Consider the following 22,490-nt stretch of genomic DNA (forward strand, 5'->3'; position numbering starts at 1 on the left):
ACCTTTAGAAATGATAGCCAAATCTTAGTCCATATACCCAGGCATGATTGTCCCGATTGACCGAGGCTAGACTGGAAATTTGAGTGCCGGCAAAATCACTGGGTTGAATATGCGGCTGTTTAAACTTTAAATAATAGGCCCCTGCAGCAATAAAACTGTCAGGTCGAAAATAAAAGAGCTGGCCTAAGCCGAGGCTATAGTGCCCATCTGCCGGATTTAGGGTCGAGGCCGGATTGCCAATCCCGGAGTCCCAGCCCAGTTCTAACTGACTGATCCAGCGTGCATTCCAGCGATGTAACCCGCCCAGTTTGGCCGACCATTGATCTTTCTGATAATGAATTAATTTAAAGTCTTTAATTTCAGGAACGAATGTTGCGTAAGCATCAATCACGGCGCCAAATTGAGTCGGTTGTATATAAAAATCTTTCCAGTTAACCCAGCGTATACCCGCATAGAGCAGGTTATTGGCACTGATGCCGGTGTGCAAATCCAGATTCAGTGATTCGGGTGTGCGAACCGCGGTACTCTGGTCCGCCACAATCTGCAATTGGCCTTGTGGGGACTGTTCCTGTACCGCTAGCTGATGATGAATGGCCGAACGATAAGTGAACGCCGCACTCATGGCATATTCAGGAATCTGGTAGCGTACCCCGGCCAGCCAGCCCCACGCATCATCTTCAGGGAAATGGGCCTGATAGCCATGAAAAATATAATAATTTTGTCCCCAAAGCTCTAGGTTTCCCTGAAAAGATTGATGGCTGAGTCCTGCATAAAAAGTCCAGTGCGTATCCGGATGATACCCGACAAGTGCGCTAATATTTTCTGTTTTAAAGCGAATGTCGGCAGCTTCGACGTCTAATGGTTGACCATAAAAATCCGGGTTGTAGTTATAGTTAACCTTGACCCCAAAGGGCTGATCATAAAGCAGGGCAAAGGAAAACTCTGGATTCAGCTGCAGTTTAAAACCACCGAGAACAAAACGCTGCTCGGGTGCCAGGTTGCCGGTAGAATAATCATAAATCCCTAACTCGGCCAGTGCAGCCTGATTTTCGACTTGTCCTGCAACATCGGCCTCTAAATGCACCAGGGAGATTTCGGCATAATGATCGGGCTGGAAAAAAATATGCATGGATTGTCCGGACTGCTCCAGCGCTGCTGCAGAAACAGCTTGAACCGGTAAAAGCAGGCTCATCGACACCCAGAAAAAATAGACCTTCATTGGCCGTCCTTTAATTTTTGGTTAAATTATAAATTTATAAAGTATTGATATTAAAAAATTATCTAGCTATTAAAACTGAATTTGATGAAAAAATAAACAATTTTAAGTGATCTTTATCCCATTTTTTAGGGGTGCTGTAATGTAGTGCAAAATGAGCGTTAGCATAAAATTTAAGAAGTGTGGATTGGACTAGTCTGATTAGTGGATCAACTTGAGAGATATAAAAAAAGAGGATGCTGATGCCATCCTCTCCATTTCCATTTTTTGTTGGGGTTAGTCTTCCGGATACGCGACTTTTTTCAGGGCTTTAATGTCGGCTTCAGGTGAGCACAGGGAAATAAACTCATAGCCATAACCACGTAGTAAATGTCCTTTACGCACCGCCAGCCAGGTGGTATTCAGGCCAAAAATATCGGTTTCTATCTGCTTTAAACGATAATCACGTTCCTGGTCATAGGCTACATTGTTGACTACACCGACGCCCATGCCTAATTCGACATAGGTTTTAATGACATCGGCATCTAGGGCAGACATCACGATATCAACATCAATACCGGCATCTTCAAAGGCTTTGTCAATTTTAGAACGGCCGGTAAAACCGCCGTGGTAGGTAATAATCGGATATTCCGCCAAATCCTGAATGCTGATCTCGGCTTTATGGGCCAGCGGATGGTTTTGCGGGGTAATAATACTGTGCTGCCAAGTATAGTAAGGCACACTGGCCAGATTGCTTTCTGTGGTTAAGGATTCTGTTGCAATACCAATATCGGCTTCGCCTTGTAGCAGCATCTCGGTAATTTCAACCGGACTGGCCTGTTGCAGAATCAGATGGACCTTGGGAAATTCTTTTTTAAACTGGTTCACAATCGGCGGGAGTACATAACGTGCCTGAGTGTGGGTGGTGGCAATGGTTAGGGTGCCTTCATCCACTTTATTAAAATCATCGGCCAGACGTTTAATATTATCAGCATCCACCAACATGCGCTCAACAATACCGAGTAGGGCCTGACCAGGTTCAGTCAAACCGAGCAGGCGTTTGCCTTTACGGATAAACAGTTGCACACCCAGTTCATCTTCCAGGTCTTTAATATGCTTGCTCACCCCGGACTGGGAGGTGTACAGCGCCGCAGAGGCTTCGGTTAAATTGAAGTTCTGGCGCACAGTTTCTCGAATAATTCTGAGCTGTTGGAAGTTCATGTCCTTTTTTCCCTCAAAAAAGGATGGGGCTTGAAATGCCCCATCGGTGCGCGGTTAAGCGACTTGATTTTCAAATAAATGTAATTGACTTGCTGTCAGCCAGACGGTCTGGTTTGGACGGAACTGATGCAAGCGTGCTTCTTCTGGGGTGAGGGAAATTTCAATTAAGTTCCCTTGACGGTCGTTCAGTTCTGCCAGCACTTTACCGGCAATCCAGACTTCACGTAAGAAGGTGGCCTGAATGGCATTGTCCTGTGGCTGGGCATGAATGGTCAGCTCATCCGGGCGGGCAAAGGCAATGATCTCGCCCTGAGGCCCCTGTTGTGCGCTGGCCAGCTGAATACGGTCTTCACCCAGCTGAATCAGGCCATTGCTGTTCTGACCTTCAAAACGGTTGGCCTGACCCAGGAAGTCAAACACAAACGGCGTCGCCGGTTTTTCGTAGACTTCGCGTGGTGAACCAATCTGCTCGATGTTGCCTTTGTTCATCACCACGATCTGGTCCGCCACTTCTAAGGCTTCTTCCTGATCATGGGTAACAAAAATTGAAGTGATATGCAATTCATCATGCAAGGTACGTAACCAGCGGCGCAGTTCTTTACGCACTTTGGCATCCAGCGCACCAAACGGTTCATCCAGCAGCAAAACACGTGGTTCAACGGCTAAAGCACGCGCCAGGGCAATACGCTGACGCTGACCGCCAGACAATTGCGCCGGATAACGGTCGGCCAGAAAGCCGAGTTGCACCAGATCAAGCAAACGGGTCACGCGTTTTTTTATTTCAGCTTCCGATGGACGGGTGGCACGCGGACGCACACGTAAACCAAAGGCAATGTTGTCAAAAACAGTCATGTGACGGAACAGCGCATAATGCTGGAAGACGAAACCGACCTGACGTTCACGCACGTGAACATCGGTGGCATCCTGACCTTCCAGAATCACCTGACCGCCATCGGCAGATTCCAAACCGGCAATAATCCGCAGCAGGGTGGTTTTACCACAGCCCGATGGACCTAGGAGAGCCACCAGCTGGCCATCTGGAAAATCGAGGGAGATATTGTTCAGTGCATGGAATGCACCAAAGTGTTTTTCAATATTTTTAACTTGAATACTCATGAGGTCATTCCTTAAGAAACTGTTGAATCTTCATTACGTTTGTCCTGCTTTTCCTGACGGATTTCGACCCAGGTTTTCAGGATCAAGGTCACAATCGCCAGCAGGGCCAGCAGGGATGACACCGCAAACGCAGCACTGAAGGTATATTCGTTATAGAGAATCTCAACGTGTAAGGGCAAAGTATTGGTTTCACCGCGAATGTGTCCAGACACGACTGAGACCGCACCAAATTCACCCATCGCCCGGGCATTACACAGAATGACACCGTAAATCAGGCCCCATTTAATATTCGGCAAGGTGACTTTCCAGAAGGTCTGCCAGCCAGATGCACCCAGTACAATGGCCGCTTCTTCTTCTTCGGTGCCTTGCGCTTCCATGAGTGGAATCAGTTCACGTGCCACAAACGGTACGGTAATAAAGATGGTGGCAATGACAATCGCTGGCACGGCATACAAAATCTTGATGTCGTTGTCCATTAACCAGTTGCCCATCCAGCCCTGAGTACCAAAAATCAGTACCAGCATCATCCCGGCAATCACCGGAGAGACCGAGAACGGCAAATCAATGATGGTGGTCAGAATCGATTTACCCGGGAAGTTAAACTTGGCCACTGACCAGGCTGCGGCTACCCCAAACACCACATTGAGTGGAACGGCAATAGCCGCGGTGAGTAAGGTCAGTTTGACTGCAGATAAGGTATCTGGATGTACAAGCGCCTGGGTATACACGCCCACACCTTGTTTAAAGGCTTCAACGAACACCAGAATTAATGGCAGAATCAGGCAGCTCAGGAAGAAAATCAGGGCAATGGCCAGTAAGGTGTAGCGAACCCAGGTCGGTTCACGGGTGGCATCACGCGATTGCAGCTTGTCGGCCAAAGCATTGCTGTTGGTATTTAAACTCATCGGGCTGTTCTCCCTGTACGACGGCTGGCCCATGCTTGTAACAAGTTAATCAGGAACAGCATCACGAATGAAATCAGCAGCATCACCACCGCAATAGTGGTTGCACCGGCATAATCATATTCTTCTAAACGGGAGATAATCATCAGCGGGGCAATTTCAGTTTCAAAAGGCTGGTTCCCGGCAATGAAGATTACCGAACCATATTCACCCACGCCACGGGCAAAGGCCAGGGCAAAACCAGTAATTAATGCCGGCAGTAAAATCGGGAAAATCACTTTGGTAACAATCTGCAGACGATTTGCGCCCAGAGCAGATGCCGCTTCTTCCAGCTCGGTTTCCAAATCGCTGAGTACCGGTTGTACGGTACGCACCACAAATGGAATACCAATGAAGATCAGGGCCAAGGTAATCCCGATTGGGGTATAGGCCACCTGAATGCCTAAAGGTTCCAGATACTGACCAATCCAGCCGGTCGGTGCATATAAAGAGGTCAGGGCAATACCGGCCACGGCGGTTGGTAAGGCAAAAGGTAAATCGACCAGCGCATCAATCAGGCGTTTGCCCGGGAAGCGGTAACGCACCAGACACCAGGCCAGCAATAAACCAAAAACGACGTTCACCAGTGCTGCGATCAGCGCAGCACTAAAACTTAACTGCAAAGATTTTAAGATACGTTCAGAACTTAAAATTTCCCATAAACCTTCCCAGCCAATGTCTAGCGATTTTAAAAATACGGCAGACAAAGGAATCAGAACGATTAATGATAAATACGCTAGGGTAAAGCCTAGAGAAAGACCAAATCCTGGCAGCACTCGGGACCGCTGCGACATGATTACTCCTCAAAGAGAGAATGCGGGCTGAAATCAGCCAGCGAAAAATAAATAAATTTCGGCACAAGCATAATTTGCGAGGGTTAAATTGCAAATTTAAATAAATACTTGCTGTCATCAGTAATACTGATATGCTGCATAGCCTTTTCTGAAATCAGGTAGTTCCAGAGTTCAGGAAAAGGACCAAAACCAGAGGCGACATTAATATGCCCGACATGGCCCAAGCTCACTGGCTCTAATTGCCAGGACTGCGCCAGTTCCAGTGCATGTTCGGCATTTAACCAGGGATCATTTTCACTGATTAGCATGCTGGCCGGAACCTGCACTTGCAGCTGATGAAAATAATCCTGATAGTCATGCTGGCTGTCACGGGCAAAACCGGCTTCACCAAAACGGCCCGGGTTGGCCGGCGCCACCAGTACCAGATTCTTGACCTTGCGTTGCAGCGCCGGGTATTGCGCCAGAGCGGCTACGGTAGTCAGGCAGCCAAAGCTATGCGCCACAATTTGCAGCGGTGCATCAATAGCCGCCACGGTGCTTCGGAACTGTTCTACCCAAGTTTTGAGTACCGGGGCATTCCAGTCCTGCTGCTCGACGCGGGAGCAGGACATGAGTTGTCGTTGTAACCAGGATTGCCAGTGGCCATATTCACTGCCACCCACGCCCGGAACAATTACGGTATGAATCATGTCGATGCTCCTTTGCTTACCCTACAGTTGCTGATGCTATAGCTGAATTATTTCGCGCTATTGGCTTTTACGATCTGGTCGAAAATGCCGCCATTTTCAAAATGTGCAGACTGGACTTTGGCCCAACCCCCAAATTCCTGATCCACCGTGACCAGCTTTAATGGTTTAAACACCTGGCTGTATTTCTTTAATGCTGCTTCGCTACGAGGACGATAATAATGTTTGCCGGCTAAATCTTGTCCGAGTGGGGAATACAGAAAGTTTAAATAGCCTTGGGCCAAATATTTGTTGCCGTGTTTTTCGGCATTTTTCTCAACAATGGCCACCGGCGGTTCTGCCAGTACCGATAGGCTTGGGGTAATAATTTCAAATTTACCCGGCTGCTCACGAATGGCTAAGTGCGCTTCATTTTCCCAGGCCAGCAGTACATCACCAATGCCACGCTCGGCAAACGTGGTGGTTGAACCGCGGGCGCCTGAATCCAGAACTTTGGTGTTTTTATAAATTTTACGGACAAATTCCTGTGCAGTTTGATCATTGCCACCCGGCTGATGTTTAGCCCAAGCCCAGGCGGCCAGATAGTTCCAGCGTGCACCGCCTGAGGTTTTCGGGTTCGGGGTAATAATGCCCACACCCGGCTTGACCAGATCGCCCCAGTCCTGAATCCCTTTCGGATTACCTTTACGCACTAAAAATACAATGGTCGAGGTATAAGGCGTCGAGTTATGTGGTAATTTCTTTTGCCAGTCTGCCGGAAACAGTTTGGCTTTTTCCGCAATTACATCAATATCGGCAGCCAAAGCCAGCGTCACCACATCGGCACTCAGGCCATCAATTACGGCACGGGCCTGTTTGCCTGAACCGCCATGTGACTGTTTAAAATTAATTTTTTGTCCGGTCTGGCTTTCCCAGTATTTGCCAAACTGTTTATTCACATCATCATATAATTCACGGGTCGGGTCATACGACACGTTCAGAAAATCTTTTGCAGCAACACCAAAGGAGGATGCCGAAATTAATGCGGCCAGTACCCCAATTTTTAATTTTGTAAAACTCATGACTAACCTCAAATTTTTCGCTGTTTTGTAACATGAGGCAAGAATAGCGCTAGTCTTATTCCTAAAAAAATAATAAAAAATGAATTTTATATGAATAAAAAAGAAATATAAATAGATCTTCCATTCTTACACTAAAGCCAGCTCAAATGGATACTTGTTGTATGCAATGTTTTAAGAATGCTGAGGAAATATCGGCCGTTTCAGTGCTGGACCGTGCCTTTCATTATGGCGATGGCTGCTTTAGCACCGCGCGCATCCGCAATGGCCAGATTGAACTGGAGGCCTTACATCTGCTGCGGCTACAACGCGGCTGTGAGCGTTTGTATTTACATGCCAATCTGGCGTTTATCCAGCAGTCGATTCAACAGCTGCAGCAGCGCTATCCGCAGGTTAACGGCACCTTAAAAATCATCATTAGTCGGGGAGATGGACAGCGCGGTTATAGCCTGCCCGCACAAGAGGCTGATGTCTGGGTCTTTTTTTATCCTAAAGCAGTGGATGATTTCCACTATGAAAAAATCGCCAGTGGTGTGTTGAAACAAGCGATGGGACTGAGTATGCCGCAGCTGGTCGGTATTAAAAGCCTGAACCGTTTAGAACAGGTGATACTGAAAAAAGAAGCCGATGCGCAGGGCTGGCCAGAAGCTTTGGTGACTGATGTGCAAGGCTCGGTTGTTGAAGGGGTGAGCAGTAATTGTTTTATTCTTATAAACAATGAATGGATTACACCGGAACTTCGCTATAATGGCGTCCACGGCGTGATGCGGGCTGAAATTCTGGCCCGTATGCAGCAGCACGGCATTTCCTGTCGCCAGCGTTATGTCGATATGGAAGAAATCGCGCAGTTCCAGAGTCTGTTTTTCTGTAATGCGCTCAGTCCGATGAAAATCGTGACCCAGCTCGATGCGCGCCCTTTAGATGTTCAAGCCTGTATTGAACTGTTTAATCGTCTTCAATTGAATCAGATGCATTAATATGTCTTCATCCCGCTCTAAAACGAAAAAGAAAAACAAGCCTCGTTCCCCATTGCCGATTAAAGGCATTTTAACCCTGTTATTGAGCGCACTCCTCATTGTCGTGGTGATGCTCTGGTCCAGCCTGTTTAAAGACTATCCGGTAAAAGGCCAGAAAGAATTACTGGCCATTAGCGATGGCGATACCTATTCCGGTTTTATTGATCGTCTGGAAAGAAATGATCAGGTCAGTTTCCCGATTATTCTGAAGCTGTATCAGAAAATCATGATTCATGATTCGATGAAAGCCGGGGTTTATGAAATCCAGCAGGGCATGAGCATCCGTGAAGTCATGGAAATGATCTCCAATGCGGAAAATGCGCAGATGAACCGGATTCTGGTCATTGAAGGCACCACCTTTAAACAGTTGGTACAGCGTCTGCAAAAGGATGAACTGGTGACTAAAGAAGTCAGCCATCTTCCGACCGATCAATTATTAAAAGCGCTGAATATTCCGTTTGAGCATCCAGAAGGCCTGTTTGCGCCAGATACCTATTTCTTTGCCAAGGGCGAATCGGATCGTAAAATTCTGACCGATTTATATCAGCGTCAGATGAAAGCACTGGATGAAGCCTGGGCCAACCGTGCAGCAGATTTACCGTACAAGAATAAATATGAAGCGCTGGTGATGGCGTCGATTATTGAAAAAGAAACCCATGTCGATAGCGAACTGCGTCAGGTCTCTGGCGTATTTGTGCGCCGTTTAAAGATAGGCATGCGTTTACAAACTGACCCAACCGTCATTTATGGAATGGGCGACAAATATCAGGGCAATATTACCCGTAAGGATTTACGTACCCCAACCCCGTACAATACCTATACCATCTATGGTTTGCCGCCAACACCAATTGCACTGCCAAGCAAACGCGCGATTGAAGCAGCAATGCATCCGGATGATTCCGACAATCTTTATTTTGTCGCCACCGGTGATGGCGGACATAAATTCAGTACCAATCTGCAAGATCATAACCGCGCAGTTCAGGAATATCTGGCGGTCATTCGTGCGAAGAACAAGGAGTGAGCATGTTTATTAGCTTTGAAGGCACCGAAGGGGTAGGTAAAACCACGCTCATCCGTCGTATTTATGAACATTTGCAGGCTCAAGGCAGTGAAGTAGTGCTAACCCGTGAACCGGGTGGCACCCCGATGGCCGAGCAGATTCGCAGTCTGCTGCTTTCAGTCAATCATGACGAGCAGATGTGTAATGATACTGAATTACTGCTGATGTACGCAGCGCGCGCCCAGCATCTGGCGCAGGTGATTCTGCCTGCACTGGCAGCTGGCAAAACGGTACTCTGTGACCGCTTTACTGATGCCAGCTTTGCCTATCAGTGTGCTGGGCGTGGCCTAAGCCGGGAAAAGTTGCAATTGCTGAACCAGAATTTTGTTTCGCACATGCCGGCTCTGACTTTCTGGCTGGATGCACCGATTGAACTGGGCATGTCCCGTGCGCGTGAACGTGGTGCGCTGGACCGTTTTGAACAGGAAAAAGTCACCTTTTTTGAAAAGGTGCGTGCTGGTTATCAGGAGTTGTGGCAGGCAGAACCAGAACGGATTAAACGTTTAGATGCCACCCAAAGTCCGGATCTGGTCTTTGCCGAGGCGCTCAAATATTTACAGACAGTTGCTGCTTAAATTTGGGTCAAGACTAAAAATCTTCTATAGTAGCGTGATGATAGAGGATTTTTTGATCACAATGAAAAGTAACCGTGCTGAAATTATTGAATTTTTACAACAAGAATTTCCCCAGAGTCTGGAAAAATGCGAGATTGATGCGGTCACGCCAATGGGTGCCTGCTTGACCTATCGGGTTGGGGAAAGTGAATTACGTCCGGGCGGCACGATCTCTGGTCCGACCATGATGACGGCTGCAGATCTGGCTTTATATGTAGCCATTCTGGGCCAGATTGGGATTGTCGGGTTGGCGGTCACCACCAACCTGAATATCAATTTTTTACGCAAACCCGCTGGTGGAAAAAACCTGCGGGCGGAATGCCGGCTCATGAAACTGGGTAAAAGTCTGGCCGTGGGTGAAGTCTGGATTTATTCAGTCGGGCAGGAGGAACCGGTGGCGCATGTGACCGGAACCTATTCAATTCCACCCCAAGTGGCTTGATTCTCAGGTCACTTGTTCTTTTGATCTGGCTCGCTTGATTTTATCCTTTTCTTACTCGTCTTAATTTTGCTTGCTTCAGTTTCTTCGCCAATCTGATGCTTCCAGCTTTTTATTTTTTGAAGCCTATTTAATTCGCCGAAAAGCACCCTCCGAATTATTTAAAACTTATCCTTATATTTCAGCAAAATCGCTTTATTGATTTACATGATGTTACTTATTAATTACTCAAAGTTACATATCTTAAATCTTACTCCAATCAAGTGGTTAATTTTTAACCTTAAATATTTCATTCTTTGTCTAAGGTGTTGTTCCCTCAAAAATTGCTCTAGGCTCTAGGCCTGTTGAAAAATGATCAAATGAGGGGGGAAATGCTTAAATTTAAAAATAAAATGATCCAGGGCGCAATTTTCGATATGGATGGCACAATGTTTGATACTGAGCGTTTACGGTTTCAAACCTTGAAACAGGCATCTCGGGAATTGATTGGAGTCGAGTTCAGCGATGACTATTTAATGGGTTGTCTGGGCTTGAGTGCGCGGAGTGCCAAACAGCTGGCACAGGCTGAATATGGTGAAGATATTCCCTATACCGAAATTCGCCAGCGTGCCGATGAGCTGGAACTGGAAAGTGTGCGTCAGTTTGGCGTGCCGATTAAAACCGGTTTGCTACAGGTGCTGGAGCGCTTGCGTAAATCCGGGCTGCGCATGGCAGTGGCGACGTCCAGTCGCCGTGCCATTGCCGAAGAATATTTAATTAATGCCAATGTCTATAAATTTTTTGATGTACTGGTGTGCGGAGATGAAGTCCAACGTGGCAAACCGCATCCGGAAATTTTCCTGACCGCTGCGCAAAAGCTGAATCTCTCCGCCAGTGACTGTTTCATGTTTGAAGATTCAGACAATGGTGTGACCTCGGCCTATGCAGCGCAGGGCATTACCGTGCTGCTGCGGGACATTAAAGCACCAAATGAACAGATGCTGTCTAAGGCGCATTACTACTATGAAAGCATGGAAGATTATCTGGAAGATTTAAACCTGTATATTCCGGCCTTGGGGATGCCTAGTCTGCAGGAAGCTTTTCCACAAACCTTGAACCAGCTAACCGTCGGAATCCATGGCTTTGGTGCGATTGGCGGCGGTTATCTGGCACAGGTGTTATCGCATTGGGATGGTTATACCCGTCCGAAACGGATTTATGCCTCTACCCGTAACCAGCTGTATCGCTCTGCGGTGAATGCTTTTGGCACCTATTGCATTCGTTATGGACAAATGTCCTATGATGAGCGTATTGAAAACATGAGCATTATTGATGCAGATAACCTGCAGCACATGCAGGAGATGTATATCGAATCCAGCTTGATTGCCTTATGTCTGCCAGAAAAAGCGCTGAGCAGCGAAGCTGAGGTGATTGCGCAAGGCCTGTATGCACGTTATCTGGCCCATCAGGACCAGCCGGCTGCGCCTTTAACCGTGCTGATTATTTTAAATAAAGTCGGTGCCAAGCAGTTATTGCTGGAGCATATCCGTAAAGCCCTGGTGGCCTTAAGTGATGTGCAGACCGCACAAGCCATTTTAGCGCAGCATTATTTCTGCGATACCGTGGTCAACCGTATGGTATCCAAACTGACTGACCAGAACCTGTACCGCCAGCTACGGATTAAATACAACATCTTCAAGCAGTCGCAGACAGAAGATGAAGCCGAGCCGGTTGAAATTGAGGATAACACCCGTTTGCAGCCGGAGCAGGAACGTCAGGCCAGTCTGTATGTGGAAGATTTGCGCCGTAATTTCCAGCCGAGTCATATTCTACAGACCATGGATCTTATTCTGTTTAATGCAGAAATCGACATGCCGATTTATGTGGAAAATGCCAGTCCGTTACTGCAAAAAATGCGGCAGATGATTCTTGTCGAAGACATCAGTGAAATCCAGCTGATTAAAAACCGGCTCTGGAACGGGGTGCATGCCATGCTTGCCTGGTATGCCAGCCTGCGTGGTCATCAAACCATTGGTGTGGCTCTGGCCGACCCGCAGATTGAACAGTTCATGCAGCAGTTGTTACAGCAGGTTCAGCAGGGACTGGCGGTGGTGTTACCACACCGGCAACACGACCTGCATGCACTGGCACAAAGTTTTGCAAACTCCTGTGTCCATGCCTATAAAGACCCATGTGCACGGGTGGCGCGTGATCCGCTACGCAAGCTCAGTGCGTCCGAGCGGGTGTTAGGTTCAATTGCTAGCAATGCCCAGGCTGGGTTGCCGTATCAGTTTTTGGCACAAGGTGCTTTATTGGGCTATGTCTATGCGGTGCAAACCCATCAGCTGACCGAGGCGCAGGCTTTGGCACATTTACAGACACAATTGCAGCAGCCACATTTCTCGGCACAAGTGGCACTGACTTTACGTAATTATGTGCAGACCTATCTGCCGCAATTGCTGTCCGGAGTGCTAGAACCTGAGCAGTTGCCATTATTAAAGCCAACCTCGAGTGCAGCGCAATATGCTTCAACTTGAGGAACCATCCGGCTGAAACCATTTTTGGCTGATCCCAATAAAAAACCGAATCACATCCTGCGATTCGGTTTTTTATCTTTCAGAACTGAAGATGGCATAAGCGTTTTAAGCCGGCACATCCTCATTCACCAATGGCGTTTCTACCTGGAAGTTTGGCGGCGTGAGGACAGTTTTACGCAGCTCATCTGCCAGTTCTGGATAATCCAGGGTGTAATGCAGGCCACGCGATTCTTTACGCTGCATGGCACAGCGCACAATCATTTCTGAAACCAGCACCAGATTACGCAGTTCAATCAGGTTTTTACTGACTTTGTAGTCCTGATAATACTCGGTAATTTCACGTTTCAGCATTTCAATACGGTGCAGGGCACGTTGTAAACGCTTGGTGGTGCGGACAATCCCGACATAGTTCCACATGGTGGCGCGCAGTTCATCCCAGTTTTGTAGAATTACCACATCTTCATCGGGATGGGTCACTTGAGAATCATCCCAGGCCGGCACATTTGGTGATTGATAATCGGGCTTGAATTCAGCCTGAATGTGTTCAGCGGCACTCATGCCATATACAAAACATTCTAAAAGTGAGTTACTGGCCATACGATTCGCACCGTGCAGGCCGGTATAAGACGTTTCACCAATGGCATACAGGCCGGCAATATCGGTCTGGCTGTGTTCATCAACCACTACACCGCCACAGGTATAATGCGCCGCCGGGACCACCGGAATCATGTCTTTGGTGATGTCGATGCCCAGTTCCAGTAAACGCGCATACAGGGTCGGGAAGTGTTCTTTAACAAATTCGGCCGGTTTATGGGTGATGTCTAGCCAGACATGACGAATCCCCAGACGCTTGATTTCAAAGTCAATCGCACGTGCCACAATATCACGTGGCGCCAGTTCGGCACGCTCATCGAAACGTAGCATAAAGCGTTCCCCATCTGGCAGGCGTAAATAGGCGCCTTCGCCACGCATGGCTTCGGTAATCAAGAAGGAACGGGCTTGCGGATGGTATAAGCAGGTCGGATGGAACTGGTTAAATTCCATATTGGCGACGCGGCAACCGGCGCGGTAGGCCATGGCAATCCCGTCACCGGTGGCAATATCCGGGTTAGAGGTGTACAGATAGGCTTTCATGGCACCGCCGCAGGCTAGGGCGGTAAAGGGCGCCAGGAAGGTATCAATCTGGTCGGTGTTTTCATCCAGGGCATACAGGCCCAATGCACGATTGTCACCGGTTTGACCGAGTTTCTGTGTGGTAATCAGGTCAATGGCAACAAAGTTTTCAAAAATCTGGATATTCTGTTTTTCTCTGGCCCGCTGGACCAGTGTCGTTGAAATGGCACGTCCCGTGGCATCTGCCGCGTGAATGATCCGGCGCTGGGAGTGGCCGCCTTCACGGGTTAAATGCAGTTGTTCCTGTTCATCGAGGGTAAATTGAACGCCATGTTCAAGCAGGAAATCGACCGAAGGTTTACCGCCCTCTACAGTTTGCTGCACGGCATTCAGTTCACATAAATGCGCGCCTGCAATCATTGTATCATCTATATGCTGTTGAATAGAGTCGGTTTCATCCAGTACGGCTGCGACCCCACCTTGGGCATAAAAGGTGCTGGCATCAGTCAGGGCCGACTTGGCCAGCACGGCAATTTTAAAATGAGCTGGTAATGACAGTGCCAGACTTAAACCTGCGCCGCCACTACCCACAATGATCACATCAAAATGATGAGTTGCATGTAAATTAGACATGTCCATCAGCTAATTTGAAAAAAGTCTGGTAATGACAACGCTTTTTAAAACAAAAGGCAAGGGTCAAGATGCTTATTAATGATGAGAAAAAGCAATAAAACTCCATTTTATAAAAAATGGCATAAGCACTTGTATCCTGTTGAGGAATTGAACATATTATTACGAAATCTTAAAAAGCGTTATGTTAAAAACAGAACATCACATTTTTATAAACAAATTGAGTGAATGCTATATATGAATAATCGCTACTTACAGAAGGGTCTCTATGCAGCTGTGTTCACTATGGCATCTGTTCAAGCACAGGCCTCTACTTCAGTAGATTTTTCCAACCTGGTTGAACAGGTCAGCCCCGGTGTTGTCAGTGTCAATGTGGTCAAACGTTTAAGCCAGGAAGAGCTGTTACAACAACAGGTTCCGGAACTGTTACGCCGTTTCTTTGGCGATGGGGTGGTGATTCCGCAGCGTCAGGCACCACAAGAAAAAACCGGTTATGGCAGTGCCTTCTTTATTAGCAAAGATGGCTACCTGCTCACTAACCACCATGTGATTGAAAATGCCTCCAAAGTCACCATTGTCCTGAATGATCGCCGTGAAATTGATGCCACCGTGGTCGGCAGTGATGAACGGACTGATGTGGCCTTGCTGAAAGTATCTGGCAGCAATTTCCCTGAACTGCGTACCGGTAATGTTGATCGCCTGAAAGTCGGTGAGCCGGTGCTGGCAATTGGTTCACCATTTGGTTTTGACTATTCCGCCTCTGCTGGTATTGTCAGTGCCAAAATGCGTAACATGATGGGGGAAACCTCGGTACCGTTTATTCAGACTGACGTTGCCTTAAACCCGGGTAACTCGGGTGGACCGCTATTTAACCAGCGCGGTGAAGTGGTTGGGGTCAACTCGCGCATCTTTAGTGGAACGGGCGGCTATATGGGCCTGTCTTTCTCGATTCCGATTGATGTGGCGATGGAAGTGGCAGACCAGTTAAAACAGCATGGTAAAGTCACCCGTTCCTATTTAGGTGTGAGCCTGCAGGATATTGACCGGACGCTGGCAGAATCGTATCGACTGGATAAACCGGAAGGGTCCTTAATTACCCAGGTGGCACCGGATTCTCCAGCCTCCAAAGCCGGCTTGCGTGCGGGTGATGTGATCTTAAAATACAACGGTACCCCAATTTCGCGCACCAGCGAATTACTCAATTATCTGAACCGTACTGCACCTAAACAGACCATCCAGCTGGAAGTTTTACGCGATGACCGTCGCCGGAATATCTCGGCTACTTTAAGTACTGCACCGGATGACACCCCGGCCAAGAGCAATGTTACGCCAAGCCAGAATAAAGGCCCGGTACTTGGGGTCGCAATCCGGAACCTGTCAGCAGCAGAAATGCGTCAGCTGGAAATTAAAGGCGGCGTGCTGATTCAGGAAGTCCGTCCGGGCAGTATTGCAGCGCAGTCGCGAATTTTACCGGGTGATGTCATCGTACAGCTGAACAATAGCCCAGTCACCGACAGCAACAGCTTTGTTCAGGCGGTTTCGCAGCTGAAAAAGGGCAGCGTGGCGCGTGTGACCTTAATCCGTCAGGGACAACGTGCTATTGTCGGCATGCGAATTTCCTGATCTGAGCCAGTTAAAAACCACAGCCTGCTGTGGTTTTTTTATTTTTCAATTTATCCGGGGCCAATTTTCAGTAGACTAGGGGCCTCAATAGCCGATGCAGCAGTACAGTAACAGAGCATGAGCAGTACATTTTTTGATTTAAAACTTCAGGTTCAACCCGAGCATATCGACAGTCTGGGCCATGTCAACAACGTGGTTTATGTGCAGTGGATGCAGGATGTGGCCAGCGCCCATATTGAAACCTTGGGCCTGGGCATGGCGCAGTTTCTGGAAATGAAACATGCCATGGTGGCGGTGGAGCATCATGTGCAGTATCGCAAGGCTGCATTTGCCGGTGAAGAGCTGATTTTAAGAACCTGGCTCAGTGAAATTAATGCGTTGTACCTGTTTCGCCAGTATGTGTTTTATCGTCCGCAGGACCAGAGCGTGCTGTTTGTCGCGCAGACCAAATGGGCCTGTGTGGAAATTGACAGCGGCCGTCCAAAACGCATGTCGCCAAGTTTTTCCCAGGCGTATCAGCCTATTCCAGCCGATCTGAATCCGATGGATTTTAACCAGTATCCGCCACAGCCGGCATAAGCATCGTCACTGGCCGGTTTGTATCGGATGATCTAAAACCGGCCGGGCCGAAAAGCTTTGCATTATTTTGGATACTTTAAAAAATCCATCTGCTATAATCCTTCGCAATTTCTATTCGGCTTTTGCTGTGCACTGAATCTGGTTTGCATAGCGCGTTATTTTTTAAGGTAGCCCATGGCGCAAGCTAAAAAATCTGTTGATATTAAAAACATTCGTAACTTCTCGATCATTGCACATATCGATCATGGCAAGTCGACCCTTGCGGATCGTTTCATTCAGACCTGTGGCGGTTTGCAGGATCGCGAAATGCAGGCGCAAGTACTGGACTCAATGGAACTTGAGCGTGAACGTGGGATTACCATTAAAGCGACTTCGGTGACCTTGTACTATACCCATCCGAATGGTCAGGAATACCAGTTGAACTTCATTGACACCCCGGGACACGTTGACTTTTCTTATGAAGTTTCACGTTCACTGGCAGCGTGTGAAGGTGCATTACTGGTGGTTGATGCTGCCCAGGGCGTAGAAGCACAATCGGTCGCCAACTGCTATACCGCGATTGAGCAAGGTCTGGAAGTTTTACCAATTCTGAACAAGATTGACCTGCCGCAAGCAGAGCCTGAACGCGTGATTCAGGAAATTGAAGATATTATTGGCATTGAAGCAACCGATGCGCCGACCTGTTCAGCCAAAACCGGTCTGGGGATTGCGGGTGTGTTAGAGCGTCTGGTCGATGTCATTCCAGCACCAACCGGTGATCGTGATGCGCCATTGCAAGCTTTAATCGTCGACTCATGGTTTGATAACTACCTGGGCGTTGTGTCTCTGGTGCGTGTGAAGCAGGGACGTGTGCGTAAAGGCGACAAGATGTTGATGAAATCAACCGGTCAAACGCACATCATTACCTCTGTGGGTATTTTCAATCCGAAACATACTGAAACCGATATTCTGGAAGCGGGCGAAGTCGGCTTCGTGATTGCCGGCATTAAAGACATTTTTGGTGCACCAGTCGGCGATACCATCACTTTGGCAACCACGCCAGAAGTGGAAGTGTTACCGGGCTTCAAGAAAGTAAAACCGCAGGTCTATGCCGGTTTGTTCCCGATTGATGCCAGCGATTTTGAACCGTTCCGTGAAGCACTGCAAAAGCTGCAAATTAATGACTCGGCGCTGTTCTTTGAACCAGAAAGTTCGGATGCGCTCGGTTTTGGTTTCCGCTGTGGCTTCCTTGGTATGCTGCACATGGAAATCGTTCAGGAACGTTTAGAACGTGAATACGATCTGGACCTGATTTCTTCTGCGCCTACGGTTATTTATGAAGCCGTAATGAAAAATGGCCAGACCGTGTACATCGACAGTCCATCGAAAATGCCAGACGGTTCCACCGTTGAAGACTTACGTGAACCGATTGCCGAATGTCACATTCTGGTGCCGCAAGAATACTTGGGTAACGTCATGACCTTGTGTATCGAGCGTCGTGGTGTGCAAAAAGACATGAAATTCATGAGTAATCAGGTATCCATTACCTTTGAAATTCCAATGGCCGAAGTGGTGATGGATTTCTTTGATAAATTGAAATCCTGCTCACGTGGTTTTGCATCACTAGATTACAACTTCGTGCGTTTTGAAAGTTCATCGCTGGTAAAAGTCGATGTCTTGATTAATGGTGAAAAAGTCGATGCGCTGGCAATGATCTGTCACCGTCAGGATGCCCGTCACCGTGGTATTGCGCTGGTTGAAAAAATGAAAGACCTGATTCCACGTCAGATGTTTGATGTCGCAATTCAGGCGGCCATTGGTGCGCAAATTATTGCCCGTTCGACAGTAAAAGCCATGCGTAAGAACGTATTGGCCAAATGTTATGGCGGTGACGTGTCGCGTAAGAAGAAACTGCTGGCCAAGCAAAAAGAAGGTAAGAAACGTATGAAGCAAGTGGGTAGCGTTGAAATCCCACAAGAAGCGTTCTTAGCTGTATTAAAAGTCGAACGCTAATAAGATTAGAAGGATAAACGCCCATGGATTTTGATTTTAATTTGATCCTCGTTCCTGCCACGCTGTTTTTTATTGCTGTGTGGTTGCTGGATAAATTTGTCTTCAAGCAAAGACAGACCAAAGGGCGGGGCAATGAAAATTTCATTATCACATGGGCGTATGACTTCTGGCCGGTACTGGCCGTTGTGCTGGTGCTGCGTTCGTTTTTATATGAGCCGTTTAACATCCCGTCAGATTCAATGGTGCCAACCCTGGAGACCGGGGATTTTATTCTGGTAAATAAATTTGACTATGGCGTGCGTTTGCCAATCGTCAACAGCAAAATTATTGATACCGGTTCGCCAGAACGCGGTGATGTGGCGGTGTTCCGTTATCCGCCACAACCAAGCATTAGCTACATTAAGCGGATTGTGGGTTTGCCGGGTGATCATATTGTTTATGATCATGGCCAATTTACCATTAACGGCGAAAAGGTGCAGAAAGTTGCACTGGAATTTAGCCGTGAAAAAGACAGCCTCGATACACCCAACTCGATTTACCATCAGGAAACTTTAGGCACGCATACTTTTACCATGCGTGAACTGGAAGGCGTAAACGTGGCGCGTCAGGCACCCTTTATTAATTATGTCGAAAATGGTAAATATGCTTCTACAAATGGTTTATATTGGGAAGTCAAAGTTCCAGAAGGTCATTACTTCGCGTTAGGGGATAACCGCGATCAGAGTGCTGACAGCCGTTTCTGGGGTTTTGTACCTGAAGAAAACCTGACCGGCCGTGCCGTCTATATCTGGATGCACAAAGAGCCTGGTTTTAAATTGCCGTCTTTTAGCCGAAACGGCAGCATAGATTAAAATCATCCATTAGGAAAATAACAAAATGCGTCATCAACAAGGGGCATCGTATATTGCAATTCTGGTTGCAATTATTGGTTTTGCTTTTATGGCAAAAATTGCAGTTGCGGTTTGGGGACCGTATTTCGATGATCGAATGCTGGATAACCAGATTAAAGAGCAGTTGATTCATGGACCCAAAAACCTGAGTCCGCAAAAATTCATTGGGGAAATGGATAAGCGTTTAAGTATGAACAACATTCGTGATATTAAATTTGCGGATGTTGCCCAGGTCACCAATGTAGATGGTCTACAGGTGAAGAAAGACTATGAGATAAGAAAACCGTTCTTATTGAATATTGATATTGTCATGAAATTCGAGAAAAGTTTTGATCAAAGCTCAGTCCAAGCTCAATGAAACGCGTTTGGCCAGCCGCATCGGATACCAGTTTAAACAGCCGGATCTGCTCAAGCTGGCGCTGACGCATCGTTCGGTCAGTCACAAACACAACTATGAACGCCTAGAATTTCTAGGCGATTCACTTTTAGGGATGATTATTGCCAATTATCTCTACACCGCCTATCCGCAGGAAAATGAAGGGCGGCTGACCCGTATGCGCGCAACACTGGTGCGTCAGGAAGCACTGGGTAAAATCGCCAATGATTTAAAACTCAGTCAAAATTTAATTCTCAGTACCGGTGAATTGAAATCAGGCGGTCATCATCGTGAGTCTATACTTGCAGATGCAGTCGAGGCGATTATTGGTGCGATTTATATCGACTGTGGGGATTTAAACCTGCTACAGACGATTGTGTTAAAATGGTACGTGCCTTATCTGGATCATATTGAGCCGACCGATCAGCTCAAAGATCCAAAATCACGCCTGCAAGAGTATTTACAAGCACGTAAAAAACCTCTCCCAGTTTACGAGGTTGTAGATATTCAGGGTGATGCCCCGAACCAGCATTTCAAGGTGGAATGCCGGGTCGATGCTTTGCCGGTAATGAAAGGTGAAGGTTCTAGCCGCCGCTTTGCCGAGCAGGCAGTTGCCGCGGAAATTTTAAAACTCTTGGAGCAAACGTCTCAATGACAATCCATTCCGATCACAACGATGCTGATCACGAGTCGCAAAGCGACAGCCACGATTTAATCAATCAATTCTTCAGTTCACAAGGTCAGGAAATTCCATCGGATTACCGTAGCGGATTTGTGGCCATTGTGGGCCGGCCAAACGTGGGTAAATCTACCCTGATGAACCACCTGTTGGGTCAAAAACTGTCTATTACCTCGCGTAAGCCACAAACCACCCGTCATAAAATTGTCGGGATTGATTCGCGTGAAAAATCTCAGGCAGTGTATGTTGATACTCCGGGGATGCACAAAAAAGAAGTGCGTGCCATCAACAAAATGATGAACCGTGCCGCGCACTCGGCGCTGCGTGATGTGAACCTGGTATTATTCGTCGTCGATGCACAAAAATGGACCCAGAACGATGAACTCGTACTGGAGAAATTGAAAAATGCAGACATGCCAGTCATTCTGGTGATCAATAAACTGGATACCTTCGAGAATAAAAATCAGGCGCTGCCGCTGATTCAGGAGCGTGCCAAGCTGATGAACTTCGCAGAAATTGTACCGGTATCTGCGCTGCGTGGTGCCAATCTGGAACATCTGCGTGACACCATTGAGCAGTATCTGCCATTCCAGCCACCGCTATATTCATTTGATCAGGTTACCGACCGTTCCGAGCGCTTCCTGGCCTCTGAAATTATTCGTGAAAAAATCATGCGTCAGCTCGGTGAAGAACTGCCATACGATTTAACCGTACAGATTGAATCATTTAAAACCGAAGAGCCGGCTTTAAATGAAAAAACCGGTCGTATGAAACCGGCCTGTACCTATATTGACGCCACCATCTTCGTAGACCGTCCGGGCCAAAAAGCCATTGTGATTGGTGAAAAAGGTGCTAAGCTGAAAAAAATCGGGATGGATGCCCGTGTCGATATGGAAAAAATGTTCGAACAGAAAATCATGCTCACGCTTTGGGTGAAAGTCAAAGGTGGCTGGTCAGATGATGAACGTGCATTAAAAAGCTTGGGATATAGCGATATCTAAGCCATGAAACGAGGAACTGTAATGACCAAAATTGCTGTGATTTTAGCCTGCATGTTCATGCTGCAGGGCTGTATTCATAAGGTGGTTACAGTTCCGGTTAAAGTGGCCTATAAAACCACCAAAGGCGTGGTCAAAGGCACGGCCGCTGTGGTCGGTGCAGTCATTCCCGATGGGGATGAAGAAGATGAAAGCAAAAAGAAAGATGATTAGGCTGATATCCTGCCCACATGCGTAATGAAGTCTTGCATGGCTACCTGATCCATCATCGTAAATACCGCGAGCGTAGTCATATTGTGCATCTGTTTACCCAGGAATATGGGCGGATTGATGGTATTTTAAGACAAACCCCGCCACCACAATATCAACCGATTAGCCTGCAGGCCTCGGGTAAATCTGAACTGAAAAATTTTACCAAACTGGAAATTATCAACCAGCCCGTATTTTTCTTTGGCGATGCCTTTTTCTCCGGTTTTTATCTGAATGAAATTTTGCTGCGTCTGTGTCCGCTCGAAGTCGAGATGCCCGAGACTTTTCTGCAATATGCCACGACTTTGCAGCAATTGCAGCAGCTGTCGAGCCATCCGCAGCCGAACAGCTTTTTAAGACAGATTCTGCGCCAGTTTGAGCATGTATTGCTACAAGAGCTGGGTTATGCCATCGACTTTGAAGTGGATGCCAACCAGCAGCCGATTGGTGCAATGCAGCAGTATCAGTTTTTATTAAATGAAGGCTTTATGCCAACGGCGCAGGCTTCCCGTTCCAGTTTAAATGGCGCGCAGATTTTGAGTATGCGTGACCATGAAAAGAGTAGGGATTTTAATCCAGAACAGTTACAATTACTGTCTAAATTATATCGGCAGATGATCAGCTCCCTGCTGGGAGATCGGCCGTTAAAAAGTCGTCAATTGTGGATACAGAACTCCCAAACACAATCGTAATTAGGAAAAGAGT

22 protein-coding genes are annotated in these 22,490 nt (G+C 47.3%); 14 read left to right on the plus strand and 8 right to left on the minus strand.

Going from position 1 to position 22,490, the window contains the following annotated elements:
- Positions 1-4 precede the first annotated feature (4 nt).
- From FTU50_RS05080 to FTU50_RS05110, 7 genes are all read right to left on the minus strand, one after another.
- Positions 5-1,219 carry an OmpP1/FadL family transporter gene (locus FTU50_RS05080; RefSeq protein ID WP_180069535.1) on the minus strand — a complete coding sequence of 405 codons (1,215 nt, stop codon included), beginning with the start codon at positions 1,217-1,219 and terminating at the stop codon, positions 5-7.
- A 273-nt stretch (positions 1,220-1,492) separates the two neighbouring features.
- On the minus strand, positions 1,493-2,416 hold the full coding sequence (locus FTU50_RS05085) for a CysB family HTH-type transcriptional regulator (RefSeq protein WP_075167787.1): 924 nt from the start codon (positions 2,414-2,416) through the stop codon (positions 1,493-1,495).
- 54 nt (positions 2,417-2,470) lie between these two features.
- Positions 2,471-3,532, minus strand: coding sequence for a sulfate/molybdate ABC transporter ATP-binding protein (locus tag FTU50_RS05090; RefSeq protein ID WP_005176652.1), 1,062 nt, complete (start codon positions 3,530-3,532; stop codon positions 2,471-2,473).
- A gap of 11 nt (positions 3,533-3,543) precedes the next feature.
- Positions 3,544-4,437, minus strand: a complete 894-nt coding sequence (gene cysW / locus FTU50_RS05095) for a sulfate ABC transporter permease subunit CysW (protein WP_075167788.1) — start codon at positions 4,435-4,437, stop codon at positions 3,544-3,546.
- Positions 4,434-5,267: a sulfate ABC transporter permease subunit CysT gene (gene cysT, locus FTU50_RS05100; RefSeq protein ID WP_005176654.1), complete on the minus strand. Its 834-nt coding sequence runs from the start codon at positions 5,265-5,267 to the stop codon at positions 4,434-4,436. The genes cysW and cysT overlap by 4 nt, the downstream gene beginning before the upstream one ends.
- Positions 5,268-5,350: 83 nt before the next feature.
- On the minus strand, positions 5,351-5,956 hold the full coding sequence (locus tag FTU50_RS05105; protein WP_104472953.1) for an alpha/beta hydrolase: 606 nt from the start codon (positions 5,954-5,956) through the stop codon (positions 5,351-5,353).
- Positions 5,957-6,003: 47 nt separating this feature from the next.
- Positions 6,004-7,014, minus strand: coding sequence for a sulfate ABC transporter substrate-binding protein (locus tag FTU50_RS05110; RefSeq protein WP_104491649.1), 1,011 nt, complete (start codon positions 7,012-7,014; stop codon positions 6,004-6,006).
- Positions 7,015-7,175: 161 nt separating this feature from the next.
- Between FTU50_RS05110 and pabC the strand changes: the two genes are divergently transcribed.
- From pabC to mtlD, 5 genes are all read left to right on the plus strand, one after another.
- Positions 7,176-7,988 carry an aminodeoxychorismate lyase gene (gene pabC / locus FTU50_RS05115; RefSeq protein ID WP_180046702.1) on the plus strand — a complete coding sequence of 271 codons (813 nt, stop codon included), beginning with the start codon at positions 7,176-7,178 and terminating at the stop codon, positions 7,986-7,988.
- Position 7,989: 1 nt separating this feature from the next.
- Positions 7,990-9,048: an endolytic transglycosylase MltG gene (gene mltG, locus FTU50_RS05120; RefSeq protein ID WP_180046703.1), complete on the plus strand. Its 1,059-nt coding sequence runs from the start codon at positions 7,990-7,992 to the stop codon at positions 9,046-9,048.
- Positions 9,049-9,050: 2 nt separating this feature from the next.
- Positions 9,051-9,662: a dTMP kinase gene (gene tmk / locus FTU50_RS05125; protein ID WP_005176660.1), complete on the plus strand. Its 612-nt coding sequence runs from the start codon at positions 9,051-9,053 to the stop codon at positions 9,660-9,662.
- Between the two features lie 61 nt (positions 9,663-9,723).
- Positions 9,724-10,143, plus strand: coding sequence for a PaaI family thioesterase (locus tag FTU50_RS05130; protein ID WP_005176662.1), 420 nt, complete (start codon positions 9,724-9,726; stop codon positions 10,141-10,143).
- Positions 10,144-10,511: 368 nt separating this feature from the next.
- Entirely contained in the window at positions 10,512-12,656 is a 2,145-nt protein-coding gene (mtlD, locus tag FTU50_RS05135) for a bifunctional mannitol-1-phosphate dehydrogenase/phosphatase (RefSeq protein WP_180046705.1), read from the plus strand.
- 105 nt (positions 12,657-12,761) lie between these two features.
- Here mtlD and nadB read toward each other — a convergent pair whose 3' ends face one another.
- On the minus strand, positions 12,762-14,408 hold the full coding sequence (gene nadB / locus FTU50_RS05140; protein WP_005176669.1) for an L-aspartate oxidase: 1,647 nt from the start codon (positions 14,406-14,408) through the stop codon (positions 12,762-12,764).
- A gap of 228 nt (positions 14,409-14,636) precedes the next feature.
- On the opposite strand from nadB, the gene FTU50_RS05145 reads away from it, so the two are divergent.
- The 9 genes from FTU50_RS05145 (at position 14,637) to recO (ending at position 22,477) form a co-directional block, all read left to right on the plus strand.
- Complete coding sequence (locus FTU50_RS05145) at positions 14,637-16,022, plus strand: Do family serine endopeptidase (RefSeq protein WP_104469870.1); 1,386 nt, start codon at positions 14,637-14,639, stop codon at positions 16,020-16,022.
- Positions 16,023-16,139: 117 nt separating this feature from the next.
- Positions 16,140-16,601 carry a thioesterase family protein gene (locus FTU50_RS05150; RefSeq protein ID WP_005176672.1) on the plus strand — a complete coding sequence of 154 codons (462 nt, stop codon included), beginning with the start codon at positions 16,140-16,142 and terminating at the stop codon, positions 16,599-16,601.
- A gap of 174 nt (positions 16,602-16,775) precedes the next feature.
- Positions 16,776-18,593, plus strand: a complete 1,818-nt coding sequence (gene lepA, locus FTU50_RS05155; RefSeq protein ID WP_005176673.1) for a translation elongation factor 4 — start codon at positions 16,776-16,778, stop codon at positions 18,591-18,593.
- Between the two features lie 23 nt (positions 18,594-18,616).
- Positions 18,617-19,444, plus strand: coding sequence for a signal peptidase I (gene lepB, locus FTU50_RS05160; RefSeq protein ID WP_075174748.1), 828 nt, complete (start codon positions 18,617-18,619; stop codon positions 19,442-19,444).
- A 25-nt stretch (positions 19,445-19,469) separates the two neighbouring features.
- Positions 19,470-19,841 carry a DUF4845 domain-containing protein gene (locus FTU50_RS05165; RefSeq protein ID WP_005176678.1) on the plus strand — a complete coding sequence of 124 codons (372 nt, stop codon included), beginning with the start codon at positions 19,470-19,472 and terminating at the stop codon, positions 19,839-19,841.
- Positions 19,813-20,514 carry a ribonuclease III gene (rnc, locus tag FTU50_RS05170; RefSeq protein ID WP_005176685.1) on the plus strand — a complete coding sequence of 234 codons (702 nt, stop codon included), beginning with the start codon at positions 19,813-19,815 and terminating at the stop codon, positions 20,512-20,514. The genes FTU50_RS05165 and rnc overlap by 29 nt, the downstream gene beginning before the upstream one ends.
- The gene (gene era / locus FTU50_RS05175; protein ID WP_016660033.1) at positions 20,511-21,539 is read left to right on the plus strand and encodes a GTPase Era; all 1,029 of its coding nucleotides are present in this window, start codon (positions 20,511-20,513) and stop codon (positions 21,537-21,539) included. Before rnc ends, era begins: the two co-directional genes overlap by 4 nt.
- Before the next feature lie 21 nt (positions 21,540-21,560).
- Positions 21,561-21,749: an NF038104 family lipoprotein gene (locus FTU50_RS05180; RefSeq protein WP_005176688.1), complete on the plus strand. Its 189-nt coding sequence runs from the start codon at positions 21,561-21,563 to the stop codon at positions 21,747-21,749.
- A gap of 17 nt (positions 21,750-21,766) precedes the next feature.
- A complete protein-coding gene (recO, locus tag FTU50_RS05185; RefSeq protein WP_075167796.1) occupies positions 21,767-22,477 on the plus strand; it encodes a DNA repair protein RecO in 711 nt (236 codons plus the stop codon).
- Positions 22,478-22,490 lie beyond the last annotated feature (13 nt).

Origin of the sequence: Acinetobacter sp. YH12112, from assembly GCF_013418945.1 — a bacterium.
Taxonomy (GTDB): domain Bacteria; phylum Pseudomonadota; class Gammaproteobacteria; order Pseudomonadales; family Moraxellaceae; genus Acinetobacter; species Acinetobacter indicus.